Raw genomic sequence first — 14,766 nt, forward strand, 5'->3', positions numbered from 1 at the left:
CTACCCTTCCTGGCAAACCGGCAGAGCAATGGTCTCGTGTTCCACCGCCGATCCACGGCGCAAGCCGAGAAAGACGACAAGAGCGGTGACGATGGTGATTGCCGCCAGCACGATCAGCAGCCTGTCGAACGCGGTCTCATAGGCCTGGACCAGGACCGTGGCTCCGGCACCCGGCAAGTGGGCTGCCGCTTCGCCGATGTTGCCGGTCACCAGCAGCTGCGCGGCGGCGGTTGCATCCAGGGAAGATGCCGTTCCCTGAGCCGCCAGTTGGGCTGCCGTGAAACCCGACAGGACTGCCATGACGATCGCCAGCGCCACGCCTTCGCAAGCGACGCGGGTGGTGTTGAAGATGCCGACCGCCATGCCGGCACGCTCTTTCGGCACGACGCCGACGGCAAGTCCGTCCATCAGCCCCCAGGGCAGGGCGATGCCGACGCCGATGAGGATCAGCGGCGCCACCAGCGCTGCGACGACAGGCGGTGTCAGGCTCAGCCAGACAAGGCCGCCGGCGGCCACAAGCAGGCCGACACCGCAGATCGTTGCCGGAGCGATCCAGCGCGCTACCTGGCCGGCGAGCAGTGGCAGGATCAACAGCGGTCCCGACAGGCAGATCATCAACTGCCCCGCCTTGATCTCGCTCATCCCCTCGATGCCGATGAAGCGGATCGGCAGCAGCACCAGCAGGACGACGAAGCCATAGGCGGGAGCGGCCGCCAGGAACTGGACGCCGACGAAGCGGGGAAAGCGGAACAGCGAGAGATCGAGCATCGGCCGGCGCACGCGCCGCTCGACGACGACGAAAGCGGCAAAGCAAAGGGCGGCCGCCACGAGAAGCCCGATCGCCAGGGGATCGGTCCAGCCGCTCTGCGGCGCTTGCAGCACGCCGTAGGTCAGCGATGCCAGCGCGATCGTAAAGGTGCCGGCTCCCGCCCAGTCGAGGCCGGTCGCATCCGGATCGCGCGATTCCCTGATGGTGCGCAGGCCGAGCAAAGCGGCTGCAATCGCGAGCACTGCCACCAAGACGAAGATCGATCGCCAGCCGAAAGCATCTATGAGCAGGCCCGACGCGATCGGCCCAAAAGCGAGGCCGATGCCGAAACTGGTGCCGAGGAAGGAGAAGGCGCGTAGCCGCAATGACCCATCGAATTCCTGGGCAAGAGCGGAGGCGCCGCCGGCAAAGGCGGCGGCACTGCCGAGCCCTTGCGCAGCCCTGAGCACATCGAACCAGACGATATCAAGGGCAAACATCGATCCCAGCGATGCCAGCACATAGGTGGCGAGGCCAACAAGGAAGAGCCGCTTGCGGCCATGATTGTCGGCCAGCGCGCCTGATGCCATCAAGGTGGCGGCGAAGGTCAGCATGAAGGCGTTGGTCACCCAGTTGAGCGCGATCGGGCTGCCGCCGAGGTCGGCCGCAATGCGGGAAAGCGCGACGGCCGGGCCGGTGAAGGTCAAGGGCATTGTCATGGCGGCAAGGCATACCGACAACAGGACAAGCCATGGCGCGACCGCGCCGTTTGTGGTCTTCGAGGTCATGGATTTCCTATCTGAACCAGGATCCGCCGGCCTGCCGCAAGCTTGCTGCGCCGGTCGTAACGGGAAGATAGGCTCGCGACACTTCGAGAAAAATAGTGTTAAATCTCCAGATATACCGGACTGAAACGCTCGAATGGAGAGATGCGATGGAACGCCTCAATGGGCTCCTGGCCTTTGCCCGCACGGCTGAGTTCGGCAGCTTCATCGCTGCGGGCCGCACGCTCGGCATCTCGGCATCGGCCGTCGGCAAGAGCGTCGCCAGGCTGGAGCAGGATCTCGGCGTAAGGTTGCTTCAGCGCAGCACGCGCCGCATCGGCCTGACCGAAGAGGGCAAGCTGTTCAACGAGCGGGTGCGGCGCATCCTCGACGACATCGACGATGCCGAGGCGATGCTGTCGCGGAGCCGCGAAACACCGCATGGGCGGCTGCGCGTTTCGACGCCGATCGTGACCTATCATTTGCTGTTCCCGGTGCTGTCCGAGTTCATGGCGCGCTATCCCGAAATCGAACTCGACATCGACTTTAACGACCGCATCGTCGACCTCATCGACGAAGGCGTCGACATCGCGATCCGCAGCGGCGACCTGCCGGATTCGCGCCTGGTGGCGCGGCCGCTTGCACCCTTCCGGCTGCTGTTGTGTGCGGCACCCTCCTATATCGAGCAGCACGGCAACCCGAGCCGCCCGGACGATCTCGTGAACCATTACGGCATCCGCTTCCGCTTTCCCAACAGCGGCAAGCTGCAAGGCTGGCCGTTCATCGGCGGCAGCGCCGAGCCGCAGGTCCGCTCGATGCTGACCTGCAACAACACGGAGGCGCTGAAGGGCGCCACGATGGCCGGGCTCGGCATCAGCTCGATGCCCGATTTCCTGGTCCGCGAGGCGCTGCGTGACGGCCTGCTGCGCACGGTGCTGGACGACCATGTCGACGGCCGCGGCCAGTTCCGGTTGTTGTGGCCGTCCAATCGTCATTTGTCGCCGAAGGTTCGCGCCTTCGTCGATTTCCTTCCCGACCGGCTTGCCGCGACGCTGAGCGGCTCTTGAATTAGTCCTTCGCGGCCGACGGCGATAACGAAGACAGCGAGGAATAGCTCTGCTTCTCAGTAGGTGGCGCGGCCGCCGGACAGGTCGAAGGTCGCGCCGGTGGTGAAGGAATTTTCGTCCGATAGCATGAAGGCGATCATCGCAGCCGCCTCTTCGACTTCGACGAACCGGCCTCGCGGCACCTTGCCCAGCATGTAGGCGACCTGGGCCTCAGTGAGCTGTTCGAGGATGCGGGTGCGGGCGGGCGATGGGGTCAGCGCGTTGACGGCGATGTCGTGGCCGGCCAGTTCCTTACCGAGCGATTTTGTCAGCGCGAGCACGCCGGCCTTGGCGGCGGAATAGGCGGCGGCATTCGGATTGCCTTCCTTGCCTGCGACCGAGGCGATGTTGACGATGCGGCCGTAGCTGCGCGCGATCATGCCGGGCACCAGGCGCTTGCAGCAGTAGAAGACGCCGTTGAGGTCGATGTCGATTATCTGACGCCAGGCGGCAGGATCATAATCCGCCACCGTCGCTGCCGGTCCGGCGATGCCGGCATTGTTTACCAGCAGATCGACCGGACCAAGCGAGCGCTCGGTTTCGGTCGCGGCGCTGTCGACGGCCTCCATCAGCGATTGATCGCACAGCAAACCCTCGACCCGGCCGAGCGGGGCGAGTTCGGAAACGGCCTTCGCCATGGCGGTCTCGTCCACATCCCAGATGGCGACGCTGGCGCCCGATGACAGCAGTCGCCGGGCGACAGCAAGGCCGATGCCTTGCGCGCCGCCGGTCACCACGGCGACCCGGCCTGAGAGATCGACGGCATTCACACGACGTTTCATGGGCACTTTTCCTCTTCCCTGGATATTTGAATCTCAGTCCCTGACGGCTCTCGCCACCAGCCGCGCTATGCTCGGCCCGGCGATGAGCACGACCAGGAAGCGGGTCGACTGCAAGGCCATGACGAAGGATATGTCGACGTTCTGCGCGGCGGCGGCAATGATGGCGACGCTGTCCATGCCGCCGGGGCTGGTCGCGAGGTAGGCGGTCAGCGGATCGATGCCGAGGACGTGGCTGATCAGCCAGGCAAGCCCGCCGCAAAAGGCGATCAGCACGACGATAGAGCCGACGATCTGCGGCAGCGCCCGTGTCGCATGGCGCAGGATCGCCCGGGTAAAGTTCAGCCCTATCGACCAGCCGACCATCGCATAGGAGAGCGCCAGCAGCCATGGCGGCAATTGCATCGCCGCGCCGAAGCCGAGATGGACTATGGTGCCAAAGATGAAAGTGCCGAGGAAGAAGGGTGACGGCAGCCGGCACAACCGGCCAAGCAGGCCGCCGACCAGCGCCACGCCGAGCGTGGCGGCAAAGGCTGCCGGTTCGATCAGCGGGAACCAGACGATGGCTGGTACCTCGATGCCCGACGTGTCGACCCACATCTTGGCGACGAGCGCCGCCGTCATCGAGACGAAGATGACGCGCAGATACTGCATGAAGGCGACGAGGCGCTGATCGGCGCCGAAGGCACCGGCCATCAGCACCATGGCAGTGGCAGCACCCGGCGACGAGCCCCAGACCGCGGTGGTGCCGGGCAGGATGCGCCAGCGGCTGATCAACCAGCCAAGCAGGCTGGACGCCGCAAGGGTCGCCAGCACCACGACAAGGACCAGCGGCCATTCCTTGTAGAACACCGAAAAAATGTCGGTGGAGATCGACGCCGCGACCAGACAGCCGACCAAGGCCTGGGCGGCGGCGGACAGCGGCCGCGGCACGCGCACCGTGGCGCCATTGGTGCCGGCAAGGATCGCCGCCAGCATCGGGCCGATCAGCAGCGCCGCCGGCAGTGCGGCGTATTCCAGCGCGCCGGCGAACAGCAGCGAGACGATCAGCAGCACCACCCACTGCCGAACCGGACGCATGCGCGCCATGCGTTCGACGGCCGGTTGGTCTGGCGAAGAGTCCATGTTTGGGTCTTAGACCTGGAAGAGAAAAATGCGAACGCTGTCTCGGACGAAATTCACGACCCCGACCCCGCGTTGGGATGTCACTCGTTCTTGATGGCGGGCAGGCCGAAACCGCCGGCCGGATGGGTCTCGACCTGGAATTCGAAGCCGGCGATGATCGGCCGGGCCTTGGCGATCGCTGCCTGGACCTCCGGCAGCTGCAGCGAAGCCTTGTGGCTTGCGGCGTCGGTCCACACTTCGGTCACCCAGATCGCGTCGGCATCGGCCGGGTCGCGGGCGATGACATAACTCAGGCAACCCGGCATGGCGCCGGTCGAGGCGAGCAGCACATCCATGATCGCGTCGCGCTGGCCGCGCGCCGCCCGCATCTTTCCGATCAATCCGTACATTGCCTCTCCCCTTTCTTCCAACCTCAGCAAACGTGCGCACGACATGCATGGTTGCGAGACGCAGTATGCAATTGCCGGCTCACGGCATCAACTGGCCACCGTTGACCTCGATCACCTGGCCGGTGATGTAACCACTCAGGAGATCGGAGGACAGGAAGAGATAGGCGCCGACGCAGTCTTCGGCCGTGCCGGCACGCCCTTGAGGAATGGTGGCGACCATGCCCTTCATCTGCTCGTCGGTGGAATAGCGCTCATGGAAGGGTGTCGCGATGGTGCCCGGCGCCACCGCGTTGACGCGGATGCCGAAGCCGATCAGTTCCTTGGCCATGCCGCGCGTCACATTGGAGACAAAGGCCTTGGCCGAACCGTACAGCCCGGCGCCGCCGCCAGCGCCGTTGCGCGCCGCGATCGACGAGGTGTTGACGATGAAGCCGCCCTGCTTCTTCAGCCATGGCATCGCCTTGCGCGAGGCCGTCAGCACCGAGCGGGCGTTGAGGTCCATCACCGCGTCGTAGTGCGCCTCGGTCTGCTCCGCATAGGGCACGCGGCCGAGCATGCCGCCGGCATTGTTGATCAGCCCGTCGAGCCGCCCGAATGTTTCGGCGCTCTCCTCGACTACCCGCTCGACATCGGCTGCCTGTGAGAAGTCGCCCTGTGTCAGGAACACCTCACCGCCGCTGTCGCGGATGTTTTTGGCCAGCGTTTCTGCGGCCTCCCGGCTCGAATTGTAGTGCAGGGCGACCCGGCATTTCTGGGCGGCGTAGGCCAGTGCAAGGGCGGCACCGATGCCGGTCGAAGCGCCGGTGACCAGCACCGCTTTGCCGGCAAGATCGGGGATGACGAGGGTGGTCGCGGTCATGAGCACTTTCCTTCGGGCTGTTTGGCCACCCTTCGTAGGCTCTCATGGCCTTCACGTTCAAGCCCGTGGCGGCTCAGGGCCGGAGATAGGCGTAGCCCTGGCGCTGCAGTTCGGCGAGCTTGACGACGCCGCCCTTGTCGGCGGCGTGGAAGCCCTCGAGCAGGTCGGCAAGCGTGATCTCCATGCCTTGCATGGTGTTGCCGCAGGCATGCGGCTCAAGGCCCTGCTGGACGAGGCCGGCAAAGCGTCCCGAGATCGCCGCCGATATGCCTTTCGAGTTGAAGCCGGCGAGGGCCGGACCATGCACGACCAACACGATGTCGACATTGCCGCCGGTGCCTTCATAGTGGTTCTTGATGTTGCCGAGCACGAAGTTGACCTTATCGAGGTCGCTGAGGTGATAGGCGACCTTCGGTCTGTCTTCAGCGGCGGCGGCCCGGCTCAGCCCGAACAGGCCGGCGGCACCGGCAAGGCTGGCCCGGAACATGTCGCGTCGACGCATGGCATCCTCTCGGCTTGGCGCTCCCCGCAAATTGCGTGGCTGCGGCCATGATACTAGCATAAATTCACGTTACGTCCTGTCGATGCGAGGAGGGGGTCACATGGCGTTCAGGAAGTGGAAGGTTGTTGCCAGCGCTGGATTTGGCGCCGTGCTGCTCGGCGCGCTTGCGGGTTCGGCCGCGGCCGACGATGTGCTTAAATTACCCGAACTCAGCCCGAATGGCGCCGATGCCTGTTTCGGCCGCGTCTATGATGCGGCGCACCTCAAGGCGCATCCAAAGCAGAAGGTGGCGCGGATCTTCTTCCTCTATGGCCATGATCCGGTGAGCCATCCGAACGAGGAGCCGATGGCAAACGCCGACACCTCCTACAACGGTTTTCTCACCACCATGGTGCGCGGCGCCAAGGCGCCGCAATGGGCCGGCGGCTGGTGCAATCACGAGTCCGAGGACGGCAAGTCAGGTCCGATCCGCTGCGGCATGGACTGCGACCGCACCATGGCGTCGCTGAAGCTCGATGACAAAGGCCGCCTGATCCTCACCGACGTCTCGTCCGATCTCTATCTCGACGCCGGATCGGAAGACGAACTGGGCGAAGCCGAATATGACCGGCAGGCTCTGGGCTCGGAGGACAACAATTTCCGCCTCGACCCGATGCCGGCCGCAACCTGCCAGGCTGAATTCGCCAAGATCGACCCGATCGATCCGGCGCTTGGGGCTCCCTTGCGCGAGCGACTGAAGCCGGACCAGCCTTTCTGTTTCGGGCGAGACTACGATGCCGCGCATCTCTCCTCGCATCCCGACCAGGTGACGCAGTCGATCCGGGTCTTCCGCGGGCCGGTCGAACTCGCCTCCTTTGCCTCAGGCGATGTCGCCAACTGGCCCGACGGCTCCGATGTCGCCGTTTCGGTGACCACCAGGAAGAACGGGGCGAAGGTCACGCAGACCTATTCCTGCCAGGGTGAAGCGGATCAATGGCGCTGCGCGGCCAGTTCGAAGATGAGCAACTTTTCCTGCGATATCGCGCAAAAGGAAATCTTCCTCAAGCGCGGCGCCAACGGCACCCTGATGCTGGCCAACCCCAATAGCAGCCTGGCGATTGTCGATCTGTGCTCGGCGGATGGCAAGACCAAGTCCGATGACAAGGTCTACCGTTTGGAGGCTATGCCGCAGACGGCCTGCACTCGTTGAGTTCGATCTTGTCTATGACGCTACCATGGTATATATCTTTGCTATATCTCATTTGAGGATAGCACATGGACAAGGCAAAGGTGTTCTGGTCAGGCCGGTCACAAGCTGTGCGCTTGCCTAAGGAGTTTCGGTTCGAGGCAGATGAGGTTTCGATCCGTCGTCATGGGCAAACTGTCATCTTGGAGCCGCTTGCGCAGGATTGGGCATGGCTCGACCAGGTCATCGGACCGGTTGACGACGATTTCGTCCAGGGAGCGCTGGAGCGTCAGGATGGTCAGGATCGACCTGCTTTGGATGACCTCTTTAAGTGACCTACCTGCTCGACACCAATGCCGTCATAGCGATCATCGCGGGCGACGAGGGTCTGCTGGCATTGCTCAAACGGCATGCACCACAAGACTTTGCTCTCTCGGCGGTCGTTTTGCATGAGCTGTACTACGGCGCTGAAAAGAGCCAGCGAAAGGTCCAAAATCTGGCGCGCATCGAAGCTTTGCAGTTCCCGGTACTTGAATTCGACCGAGACGACGCGAGACATGCCGGCGAGATTCGTGCTGGGCTTGCGGCACTGGGAACCCCGATTGGTCCCTACGATGCGCTGATTGGCGGGCAGGCACGTGCTCGGGACCTCACGCTGATAACCCGCAATATCCGGGAATTCGAGCGGATCAAAGATCTCACTATCGAAACGTGGTAACTCGCCTCACGCGAACGGCACCGCCGTCGTGCCTTTCGGCAGCTTCGCCTCGTCGTCCGGCTCGACATGGATGGTGACGCGCACCGAGGGGATTTCGGCCTTCAGCGCGTCCTCGATGCGGTCGCAAATGACGTGGCTGGCGCCGACCGTCATGTCGGCGTCGACGACCAGGTGGAACTCGATGAAGGTGGCGCGGCCGGCGATGCGGGTCTTGAGGTCATGAACCTCCAGCGCGCCCTTGCAATTGGCCGAGATGATGTCGCGAATGTGGATGTGTTCGGTCGTGTCCACTGCGCGGTCCATCAGCCCGTTCATCGACGAGCCGATGACGTGCCAGCCCTGCCACAGGATGTTGAGCGCGACGATGACGGCAAGCGCCGGATCAAGGATCTGCCAACCGGTCAGGATAGCGCCGACGAGGCCGCCGAAGACGCCGACCGAGGTCACGACGTCGGTCATGATGTGCCGGCCGTCGGCGACCAGCGCCGGTGATTTTGCGCTGCGCCCGGCGCGGATCAGCGTCCAGGCCCAGAAGGCGTTGATGACGGTGGCGACGCCGTTGATCGCCAAGCCCTCCCAGGGTTGTTCGAGCGGGGTCGGCGTCTGCCAGGAGCGCCAGACCTCGTTGAGGATCAAAAGCGCGGCGAGCACGATCAGCACGCCTTCCAGCACCGCCGAAAAATACTCGGCCTTGTGGTGGCCGAACGGATGGTCCTGGTCGGCCGGCTTGTAGCTGACCAGGACCGCCCAATAGGCGGCGGCCGAGGCTATGACGTTGACGATCGATTCCAATGCGTCCGAATAGAGCGCAACGGAGCCGGTGACGTACCAGGCGGCAAGCTTGAGCGCGAGCACCACGCAGGCGATGACAATCGACCAGAAGGCAAGGCTGGCGATCCTTTGCCTGGCCGCTGCCTTCGCTGCGATCGCCGCCATGTTGTCCGTTGCCGCCATCTTTTCTAAGCGGCCTTTTCCTTGGCCTTGCGCGGCAGATGCGCAACGATGTTTTCGATGATGCGCATGCCGGCATTGTGGCCGAGCGTCATGATCGATTCCGGATGGAACTGGACGGCGGCGATCGGCTCCTTGCGGTGTTCGAAGGCCATGATGATGCCATCCTCGGTCTCGGCGGTGACGATGAAATCGTCGGGCAGCCGCACCGGATCGGCAAAGATCGAGTGGTAGCGGCCGACGGTCACTTCCTTGGGCAGGCCGGAGAAGATGATTCCGGGCTTGGAGACGCGGATGCGCGACGGCTTGCCGTGCATCGGCACGTGCAACTGCCTGAGTTCGCCGCCATAGGCCTCGGCCAGCGCCTGCAGGCCAAGGCAGACGCCGAAGATCGGCAGGTCGCGGGCGCGGGCGTTCTTGATGGTCGCGGCGCAGTCGAAATCCTTCGGCGTGCCCGGTCCGGGCGACAGCACGACGAGATCGGGCTTCAGCCGTTCGAAGACTTCTTCCGGCACCGGCGAACGCACGGTCGAGACATTGGCACCGGTCTGGCGGAAATAGTTGGCCAGTGTGTGGACAAAGGAGTCTTCGTGGTCGACGAGCAGGATGTTGACGCCGTCGCCGACGCGCGCGGTGGTGCGTTCGGCGCCTGCGGCATTGCCCAATTTGGCGTCGCGAATGGCGGAGAGCATGGCGGATGCCTTCAGTTCGGTTTCGGCTTCTTCTTCCTCGGGGATGCTGTCGAAGAGCAACGTGGCGCCGGCTCGCACCTCGGCAATGCCGTCCTTGATGCGGATGGTGCGGAGCGTCAGGCCGGTGTTCATGTCGCCGTTGAAATTGACCATGCCGATGGCGCCGCCATACCAGGCACGCGGGCTCTTTTCGTTCTGCTCGATGAAGCGCATCGCCCACAGTTTCGGCGCACCGGTGACGGTGACCGCCCAGGCATGCGACAGGAAGGCGTCGAAGGCATCCATGCCTTCGCGCAGGCGCCCTTCGATGTGATCGACGGTGTGGATCAGGCGCGAATACATTTCGATCTGGCGGCGGCCGATGACGCGCACCGAGCCCGGATCGCAGACCCTGGACTTGTCGTTGCGGTCGACGTCCGAGCACATTGTCAGCTCGGATTCATCCTTCTTGGAGTTGAGCAGCTTCAGGATCTGCTCGCTGTCGGAAATGGCGTCGTCGCCGCGCTTGATGGTGCCGGATATCGGGCAGGTCTCGACGCGGCGGCCGTTGACGCGCACGAACATTTCGGGCGAGGCGCCGATCAGATACTCGTTTTCGCCGAGATTGATGAAGAAGGAATAGGGCGACGGGTTGATCGACTTCAGCTTGCGCGAGATTTCGGAAGGCTGCGTCTCGCAGCGTTCGTAGAACATCTGCCCGGGCACGACCTCGAACAGGTCGCCGCGCTTGAAACTATCCATCGCCTTGCGCACCAGATTGGCGTATTCGCCAGGCTCATGGTCGCCGCGCGGCGGGATGCGGTCGGCGGTCTTGAACGGTTCGGTAATTTCGTCCCGCGGCAGCCCCTCGGTTGAAAAACCGTCGCCGGAATAGTCGTAGCGGTCGGTCCAGGCCTTGGTCGAATAATGGTCGACGACCAGGATCTCGTCAGGCAGGAGCAGCACGAGATCGCGCTGGCTCTGTTTGCGCTCGAGCTTGTAGTCGACTGGATCGAACTGGAAGGCGAGGTCGTAACCGAAGGCGCCGTAAAGGCCGAGATTGGCGTCTTCATCGGTCTTGAACAAAGCGGTGATGGCGCGCAGCACAGTAAACACAGAGGGGACGCGGCTGCGCTCTTCCTCGGTGAAGACGCGGCCGGGCTTGGCGACATCGAGGCGGATCAGCTTTTTCGAGGTTTCAGCAATCGTCACCTCGGTAATGCCGGCCAGCGTCTTGCCGATCACCGGCAGCAGCACTTCGCCACGGCCGTTCAGCGCCTCGATGCGCATGGCGCGGCCACGCGCGGAAATCACCAGCGGCGGATCGATGATGGCCGTATCCCAGCGTGTGTAGCGGCCCGGATATTCGTAATTCGAGGAAAACACCGCACCCCGGCGCGAGTTCAAGCCGTCGACATAAGCGTCGATGGCACCGGCGTAAGGCTTGTCGTGGCGTTCGCGGGTGATGGTGACACCACCTGCGGTCACGAAGCTTTCCGCGCCGTTTTCCAGAGCCTTGATCGTCATTGCCGTCTCCATATGGCTTGTTGGGCAACGGACCCGGGACTGGCTTTGAAAAAACAAATGGCCGCCCGGACATTCCGTTGCGGCCACCCTCTATTTTCACGCGCACGCGTTCGAACAGGCCGCTGTCAGCGAGCCCACCACCAAATGGTCTTGATCGAGCGCATGTTCATGGGCGAAATCCATAGCGGCGAAAAGCCGGATGCGCAACAGGTTTGAAAGGCCTGTTTGTGGCCGCCGCTTCCGCAGCCCATGGCACATCGCCAAGGCTTGGGGTCCTGCCTAGACTGTTCGTCCAACATCGGAAAGACGGGAAGACAGCAATGACCGAGCAGATCGAGCGCGCACGCAGGTTCCATGCGCTCCACGTCAGGGGCAACCCGATCGTTCTCTACAATGCCTGGGATCCGGGCTCGGCCAAGATCGTCGAGAAGGCGGGCGCCAAGGCGATCGCCACCGGAAGCTGGCCGGTCGCGGCTGCTTTTGGTTATGCCGATGGCGAGAAAATTCCGCTGGAGCTGGCACTGGACAACATCAAGCGCATCGTGGCGGCAGTCGACCTGCCGGTGACCATGGACCTCGAAGGCGGCTACGGCGTCGAGCCGGTGACTGTCGCCCAGACGGTGACACGTGCCCTGCAGGCCGGCGCCATCGGTTTCAATTTCGAGGACCAGATCGTCGGCGGCGCCGGTCTGCACGACATCGCCATACAGGTGAAGCGCATCGAGGCGGCAGCGGCGGCGGTGAAGGCTTCCGGCATTCCCGCCTTTATCAACGCCCGTACCGACATTTTCCTCAAGGCCAAGCCGGATGTGCATGACAGCGTGCTGCTCGACCAGGCCATCGAGCGGGCGCACGCTTATGAAAAGGCAGGAGCGAGCGGCTTCTTTGCGCCGGGGCTCGGCGACGAGGGTCTGATCGAGGCGCTGTGCAAGGCCACCGTGCTGCCGGTCAACATCATCGCGCTGGCGCATGTGCCGCCGCGCCAGCGCCTGGCCGAGCTTGGTGTCGCCCGTGTCAGCCACGGCCCGGTGCCGTACCGGCAGATGGCCGAATGGCTCGAGGCCAAGGCGCGGCTGGCGATTTCGGGTTAGCTCAGTCCTCCAGCGTGCCTGACCTCGCGTCGGCGCTCTTCTTGTCGCCGACCAGCTTCAAGAGATCCTCGCCGGCGCGGATGATGCGGCGCGAGCGGCGGGTCAGGATGACGCCGTCCTGCGGTGCCAGCACCTCGGTGCGGCCGCCGGCCTCGCCCGGTGTGTGGACGATGGTGGCGAGGCGCGCGCCCTTCGCGACGCGGTCACCGGGCTTGACGTCGTAGAGGATGGCGCCGGCCCGGGGCGCCGGCATCATGTCGATGTTTTCGAGCGGCGCGACGAGGCCCTTGAACGGGCTGGGCGGGGGAAGGGCGGTGTCGGCGATGACGCCGCGCGCCACCAGCAGCCGGTAGAGGCCTGCGGCATCGGAATTTGCCAGCGTGCCGTCGACATCCAGCATGCCACGGTATTCTACCGTGGTGGCAACGCGGCGGTCGAGCTTCGCCACGTTGGCGGGGACGTTCTGGTAGGGCATGATCGTGGCGCCCTCGAAGGTGCCGTCCGTGTCCTCGCTCCACAACACCACGGCGTCGATACCCATGGCGGCGGCGCAATCGGCCATTGCCGGCCACAGGCTGGCGTGGACGTAGAGATAGGCAAGGCCCTCGTCGTCGCAATGCAGGTCGAGCACGATGTCGTGGCCGAGCGACAGCTGCACCAGACGGGTCTTCAATCGCTGGTCGGGGGTGCCAAGCGTGGTGTCGGGCAATAGCTTGGCGTCGGGCGCGGCGAGCAGTGGAAAGCCGCGGTTGAAATTGTTGCGGGTGCCGAGATGGAAGCGGCCCTGGTGCTCGCCGAAATGATATTGCGCGCGGCCGATCGGATTGGCCCAGGGCACGACCGTGATGTTGCCCTTGATGCGGCCTTCGGCTTCGGCCTTGTTCAGCGCCGGTATCAAGGCGTCGATGGCGACGACACCAGGCAATTCACCGGCGTGGAGTGCTGCCTGCAGATAGGCCGAAGGTGCTGCCGCGTCGGCGCCGGCGAAGCGGAACACCGGGAATTCGTAGGAAACGCCTTCGGTATCGCCGGCGATGCGTTCGATCGATTTCTGCATGGGATGCCTCCAGGATAAGAGGCAGAACACATGCACGTTTGCCGAAGGGCTGTCGATTGGTCCAGTTCGAGCCGCCATGGGCGCAATGGAATTATTCGGCGGCGGCCGGAACCGTCGCTATCGGCGCCGATTCTTCGAGCGCCTGCGAGACGACGGCGACGCTGACCGCCAGCAGGGCCAGCGCCGCGCCGACCAGCGGCAAATGAGCATAGGAAACGCCGGCCGACAGAGCCACGCCGCCGATCCAGGCGCCGCTGGCATTGCCGACATTGAATGCGCCCTGGTTGAGCGTGGCGGCGAGGTTCGGCCCTTCCGAAGCCGCTTCGACGACGCGGATCTGCAGCGGCGGCACGACGACGAAGATCAGCAGTCCCCACAAGAAGACGACGCCGATGGCGACGCTGGCGATAGCGCCGAACTGCATGAAGCCGACAAACAGAACTGCCATCAAAAGCAGCGTGCCGATGACCGTCGGCATCAATTTCCAGTCGGCCAGCCGGCCGCCGATGATGTTGCCTATGGTCATGCCGGCGCCGAACAGCAGCAGGACCCAGGTGACCGCGGAGGTCGACAGGCCGGAGACATCGGTAAGGTAGGGCTTGATGTAGGTGAAGACGGCAAACAGGCTGGCCGAGGCCAGCGAGGCGATCAGCATGGCGAGCCAGACCTGCAGCTTGCCCAGCACGCGCAGTTCGCTGCGCAGGCCGCCGCCGCTCGGTTCGACGACATTGGATGGCACCAGCCAGGCGATGGCGGCAACAGAGATCAGGCCGATGCCGACGACGGCAAAGAAGGTGGAGCGCCAGCCGAAGGCTTCGCCAAGCGCGGTGCCGGCAGGAACGCCGAGAATGTTGGAGAGCGTCAATCCCGCGAACATCATCGCCATGGCGCTGGCGCGCTTGTTGCGCGGCACCAGGCTGGCGGCAACGACGGAACCGATGCCGAAAAAGGCGCCATGACCGAACGCGGTGAAGACGCGCGCGGCCATCAGGAGCCAGTAATTGGGCGCAATGGCGCAGAGCAGATTGCCGACGACGAACATCGCCGTCAGCGCGACCAGCACTGGCTTGCGCGGCAGATGCGCGGTGGCCATGGCGACGATGGGTGCGCCGAAGACGACGCCCAGCGCATAGCCGGTAACCAGCAGGCCGGCCGAGGGGATCGACACGCCGAGATCGGCCGCAACCTCCGGCAACAGGCCCATGATGACGAATTCGGTGGTGCCGATGCAAAAGGACGCAATGGCAAGCGCAAGGATCGGCAAAGGCATGGAAAATCCAGACTGAATCGGTTCAATTCAGACTGAACGAGAAG

General features: G+C 64.1%; 15 protein-coding genes. 5 read left to right on the forward strand and 10 right to left on the reverse strand.

Annotation, left to right across the window (positions count from 1 at the left end):
- Entirely contained in the window at positions 1 to 1,536 is a 1,536-nt protein-coding gene (locus NL532_RS10410; protein WP_023828140.1) for an MFS transporter, read from the reverse strand.
- A gap of 146 nt (positions 1,537 to 1,682) precedes the next feature.
- Here NL532_RS10410 and NL532_RS10415 point away from each other — a divergent pair, with 146 nt between their 5' ends.
- Positions 1,683 to 2,579, forward strand: coding sequence for a LysR family transcriptional regulator (locus tag NL532_RS10415; RefSeq protein WP_023669967.1), 897 nt, complete (start codon positions 1,683 to 1,685; stop codon positions 2,577 to 2,579).
- Between the two features lie 56 nt (positions 2,580 to 2,635).
- Here NL532_RS10415 and NL532_RS10420 read toward each other — a convergent pair whose 3' ends face one another.
- The 5 genes from NL532_RS10420 to NL532_RS10440 form a co-directional block, all read right to left on the reverse strand.
- The gene (locus NL532_RS10420) at positions 2,636 to 3,388 is read right to left on the reverse strand and encodes an SDR family NAD(P)-dependent oxidoreductase (RefSeq protein ID WP_023669968.1); all 753 of its coding nucleotides are present in this window, start codon (positions 3,386 to 3,388) and stop codon (positions 2,636 to 2,638) included.
- A gap of 45 nt (positions 3,389 to 3,433) precedes the next feature.
- Positions 3,434 to 4,522: an AbrB family transcriptional regulator gene (locus tag NL532_RS10425; protein ID WP_023754959.1), complete on the reverse strand. Its 1,089-nt coding sequence runs from the start codon at positions 4,520 to 4,522 to the stop codon at positions 3,434 to 3,436.
- Between the two features lie 80 nt (positions 4,523 to 4,602).
- A complete protein-coding gene (locus NL532_RS10430; RefSeq protein ID WP_023691624.1) occupies positions 4,603 to 4,911 on the reverse strand; it encodes a putative quinol monooxygenase in 309 nt (102 codons plus the stop codon).
- 79 nt (positions 4,912 to 4,990) lie between these two features.
- Positions 4,991 to 5,770 (reverse strand): SDR family NAD(P)-dependent oxidoreductase, encoded by a 780-nt coding sequence (locus NL532_RS10435; RefSeq protein ID WP_023686180.1) that lies wholly within the window; start codon positions 5,768 to 5,770, stop codon positions 4,991 to 4,993.
- Positions 5,771 to 5,843: 73 nt separating this feature from the next.
- Positions 5,844 to 6,272 (reverse strand): DsrE family protein, encoded by a 429-nt coding sequence (locus NL532_RS10440; protein ID WP_023754958.1) that lies wholly within the window; start codon positions 6,270 to 6,272, stop codon positions 5,844 to 5,846.
- A 100-nt stretch (positions 6,273 to 6,372) separates the two neighbouring features.
- Here NL532_RS10440 and NL532_RS10445 point away from each other — a divergent pair, with 100 nt between their 5' ends.
- The 3 genes from NL532_RS10445 to NL532_RS10455 all read left to right on the forward strand — a co-directional run bounded on the left by NL532_RS10445 (position 6,373) and on the right by NL532_RS10455 (position 8,155).
- Positions 6,373 to 7,461, forward strand: coding sequence for a hypothetical protein (locus tag NL532_RS10445; RefSeq protein ID WP_023754957.1), 1,089 nt, complete (start codon positions 6,373 to 6,375; stop codon positions 7,459 to 7,461).
- 65 nt (positions 7,462 to 7,526) lie between these two features.
- The gene (locus NL532_RS10450; protein WP_023724992.1) at positions 7,527 to 7,772 is read left to right on the forward strand and encodes an antitoxin; all 246 of its coding nucleotides are present in this window, start codon (positions 7,527 to 7,529) and stop codon (positions 7,770 to 7,772) included.
- Positions 7,769 to 8,155: a type II toxin-antitoxin system VapC family toxin gene (locus NL532_RS10455; RefSeq protein WP_023724991.1), complete on the forward strand. Its 387-nt coding sequence runs from the start codon at positions 7,769 to 7,771 to the stop codon at positions 8,153 to 8,155. Before NL532_RS10450 ends, NL532_RS10455 begins: the two co-directional genes overlap by 4 nt.
- 6 nt (positions 8,156 to 8,161) lie before the next feature.
- Here the strand turns inward: NL532_RS10455 and NL532_RS10460 are convergent, their stop codons facing one another.
- Together NL532_RS10460 and NL532_RS10465 are read right to left on the reverse strand one after the other, a co-directional pair.
- Complete coding sequence (locus tag NL532_RS10460; protein WP_196813813.1) at positions 8,162 to 9,091, reverse strand: cation diffusion facilitator family transporter; 930 nt, start codon at positions 9,089 to 9,091, stop codon at positions 8,162 to 8,164.
- A 23-nt stretch (positions 9,092 to 9,114) separates the two neighbouring features.
- Complete coding sequence (locus NL532_RS10465) at positions 9,115 to 11,304, reverse strand: anthranilate synthase (protein WP_023828139.1); 2,190 nt, start codon at positions 11,302 to 11,304, stop codon at positions 9,115 to 9,117.
- A 320-nt stretch (positions 11,305 to 11,624) separates the two neighbouring features.
- On the opposite strand from NL532_RS10465, the gene NL532_RS10470 reads away from it, so the two are divergent.
- Positions 11,625 to 12,395, forward strand: coding sequence for an isocitrate lyase/PEP mutase family protein (locus NL532_RS10470; protein WP_023695831.1), 771 nt, complete (start codon positions 11,625 to 11,627; stop codon positions 12,393 to 12,395).
- 1 nt (position 12,396) lies between these two features.
- Here the strand turns inward: NL532_RS10470 and NL532_RS10475 are convergent, their stop codons facing one another.
- Together NL532_RS10475 and NL532_RS10480 are read right to left on the reverse strand one after the other, a co-directional pair.
- Positions 12,397 to 13,452 (reverse strand): succinylglutamate desuccinylase/aspartoacylase family protein, encoded by a 1,056-nt coding sequence (locus NL532_RS10475; RefSeq protein ID WP_023754953.1) that lies wholly within the window; start codon positions 13,450 to 13,452, stop codon positions 12,397 to 12,399.
- Positions 13,453 to 13,543: 91 nt separating this feature from the next.
- Complete coding sequence (locus tag NL532_RS10480) at positions 13,544 to 14,722, reverse strand: MFS transporter (protein WP_023828138.1); 1,179 nt, start codon at positions 14,720 to 14,722, stop codon at positions 13,544 to 13,546.
- Positions 14,723 to 14,766: the final 44 nt, after the last annotated feature.

Source organism: Mesorhizobium sp. C120A (assembly GCF_030323105.1).
In the GTDB taxonomy this organism is placed as follows: Bacteria; Pseudomonadota; Alphaproteobacteria; order Rhizobiales; family Rhizobiaceae; genus Mesorhizobium.

Coding starts and splice junctions, on each gene's coding strand:
- NL532_RS10410 (WP_023828140.1), bottom strand. CDS start 1,536: ATGACCTCGAAGACCACAAACGGCGCGGTCGCGCCATGGCTTGTCCTG.
- NL532_RS10415 (WP_023669967.1), top strand. CDS start 1,683: ATGGAACGCCTCAATGGGCTCCTGGCCTTTGCCCGCACGGCTGAGTTC.
- NL532_RS10425 (WP_023754959.1), bottom strand. CDS start 4,522: ATGGACTCTTCGCCAGACCAACCGGCCGTCGAACGCATGGCGCGCATG.
- NL532_RS10430 (WP_023691624.1), bottom strand. CDS start 4,911: ATGTACGGATTGATCGGAAAGATGCGGGCGGCGCGCGGCCAGCGCGAC.
- NL532_RS10435 (WP_023686180.1), bottom strand. CDS start 5,770: ATGACCGCGACCACCCTCGTCATCCCCGATCTTGCCGGCAAAGCGGTG.
- NL532_RS10440 (WP_023754958.1), bottom strand. CDS start 6,272: ATGCGTCGACGCGACATGTTCCGGGCCAGCCTTGCCGGTGCCGCCGGC.
- NL532_RS10445 (WP_023754957.1), top strand. CDS start 6,373: ATGGCGTTCAGGAAGTGGAAGGTTGTTGCCAGCGCTGGATTTGGCGCC.
- NL532_RS10450 (WP_023724992.1), top strand. CDS start 7,527: ATGGACAAGGCAAAGGTGTTCTGGTCAGGCCGGTCACAAGCTGTGCGC.
- NL532_RS10460 (WP_196813813.1), bottom strand. CDS start 9,091: ATGGCGGCGATCGCAGCGAAGGCAGCGGCCAGGCAAAGGATCGCCAGC.
- NL532_RS10465 (WP_023828139.1), bottom strand. CDS start 11,304: ATGACGATCAAGGCTCTGGAAAACGGCGCGGAAAGCTTCGTGACCGCA.
- NL532_RS10470 (WP_023695831.1), top strand. CDS start 11,625: ATGACCGAGCAGATCGAGCGCGCACGCAGGTTCCATGCGCTCCACGTC.
- NL532_RS10475 (WP_023754953.1), bottom strand. CDS start 13,452: ATGCAGAAATCGATCGAACGCATCGCCGGCGATACCGAAGGCGTTTCC.
- NL532_RS10480 (WP_023828138.1), bottom strand. CDS start 14,722: ATGCCTTTGCCGATCCTTGCGCTTGCCATTGCGTCCTTTTGCATCGGC.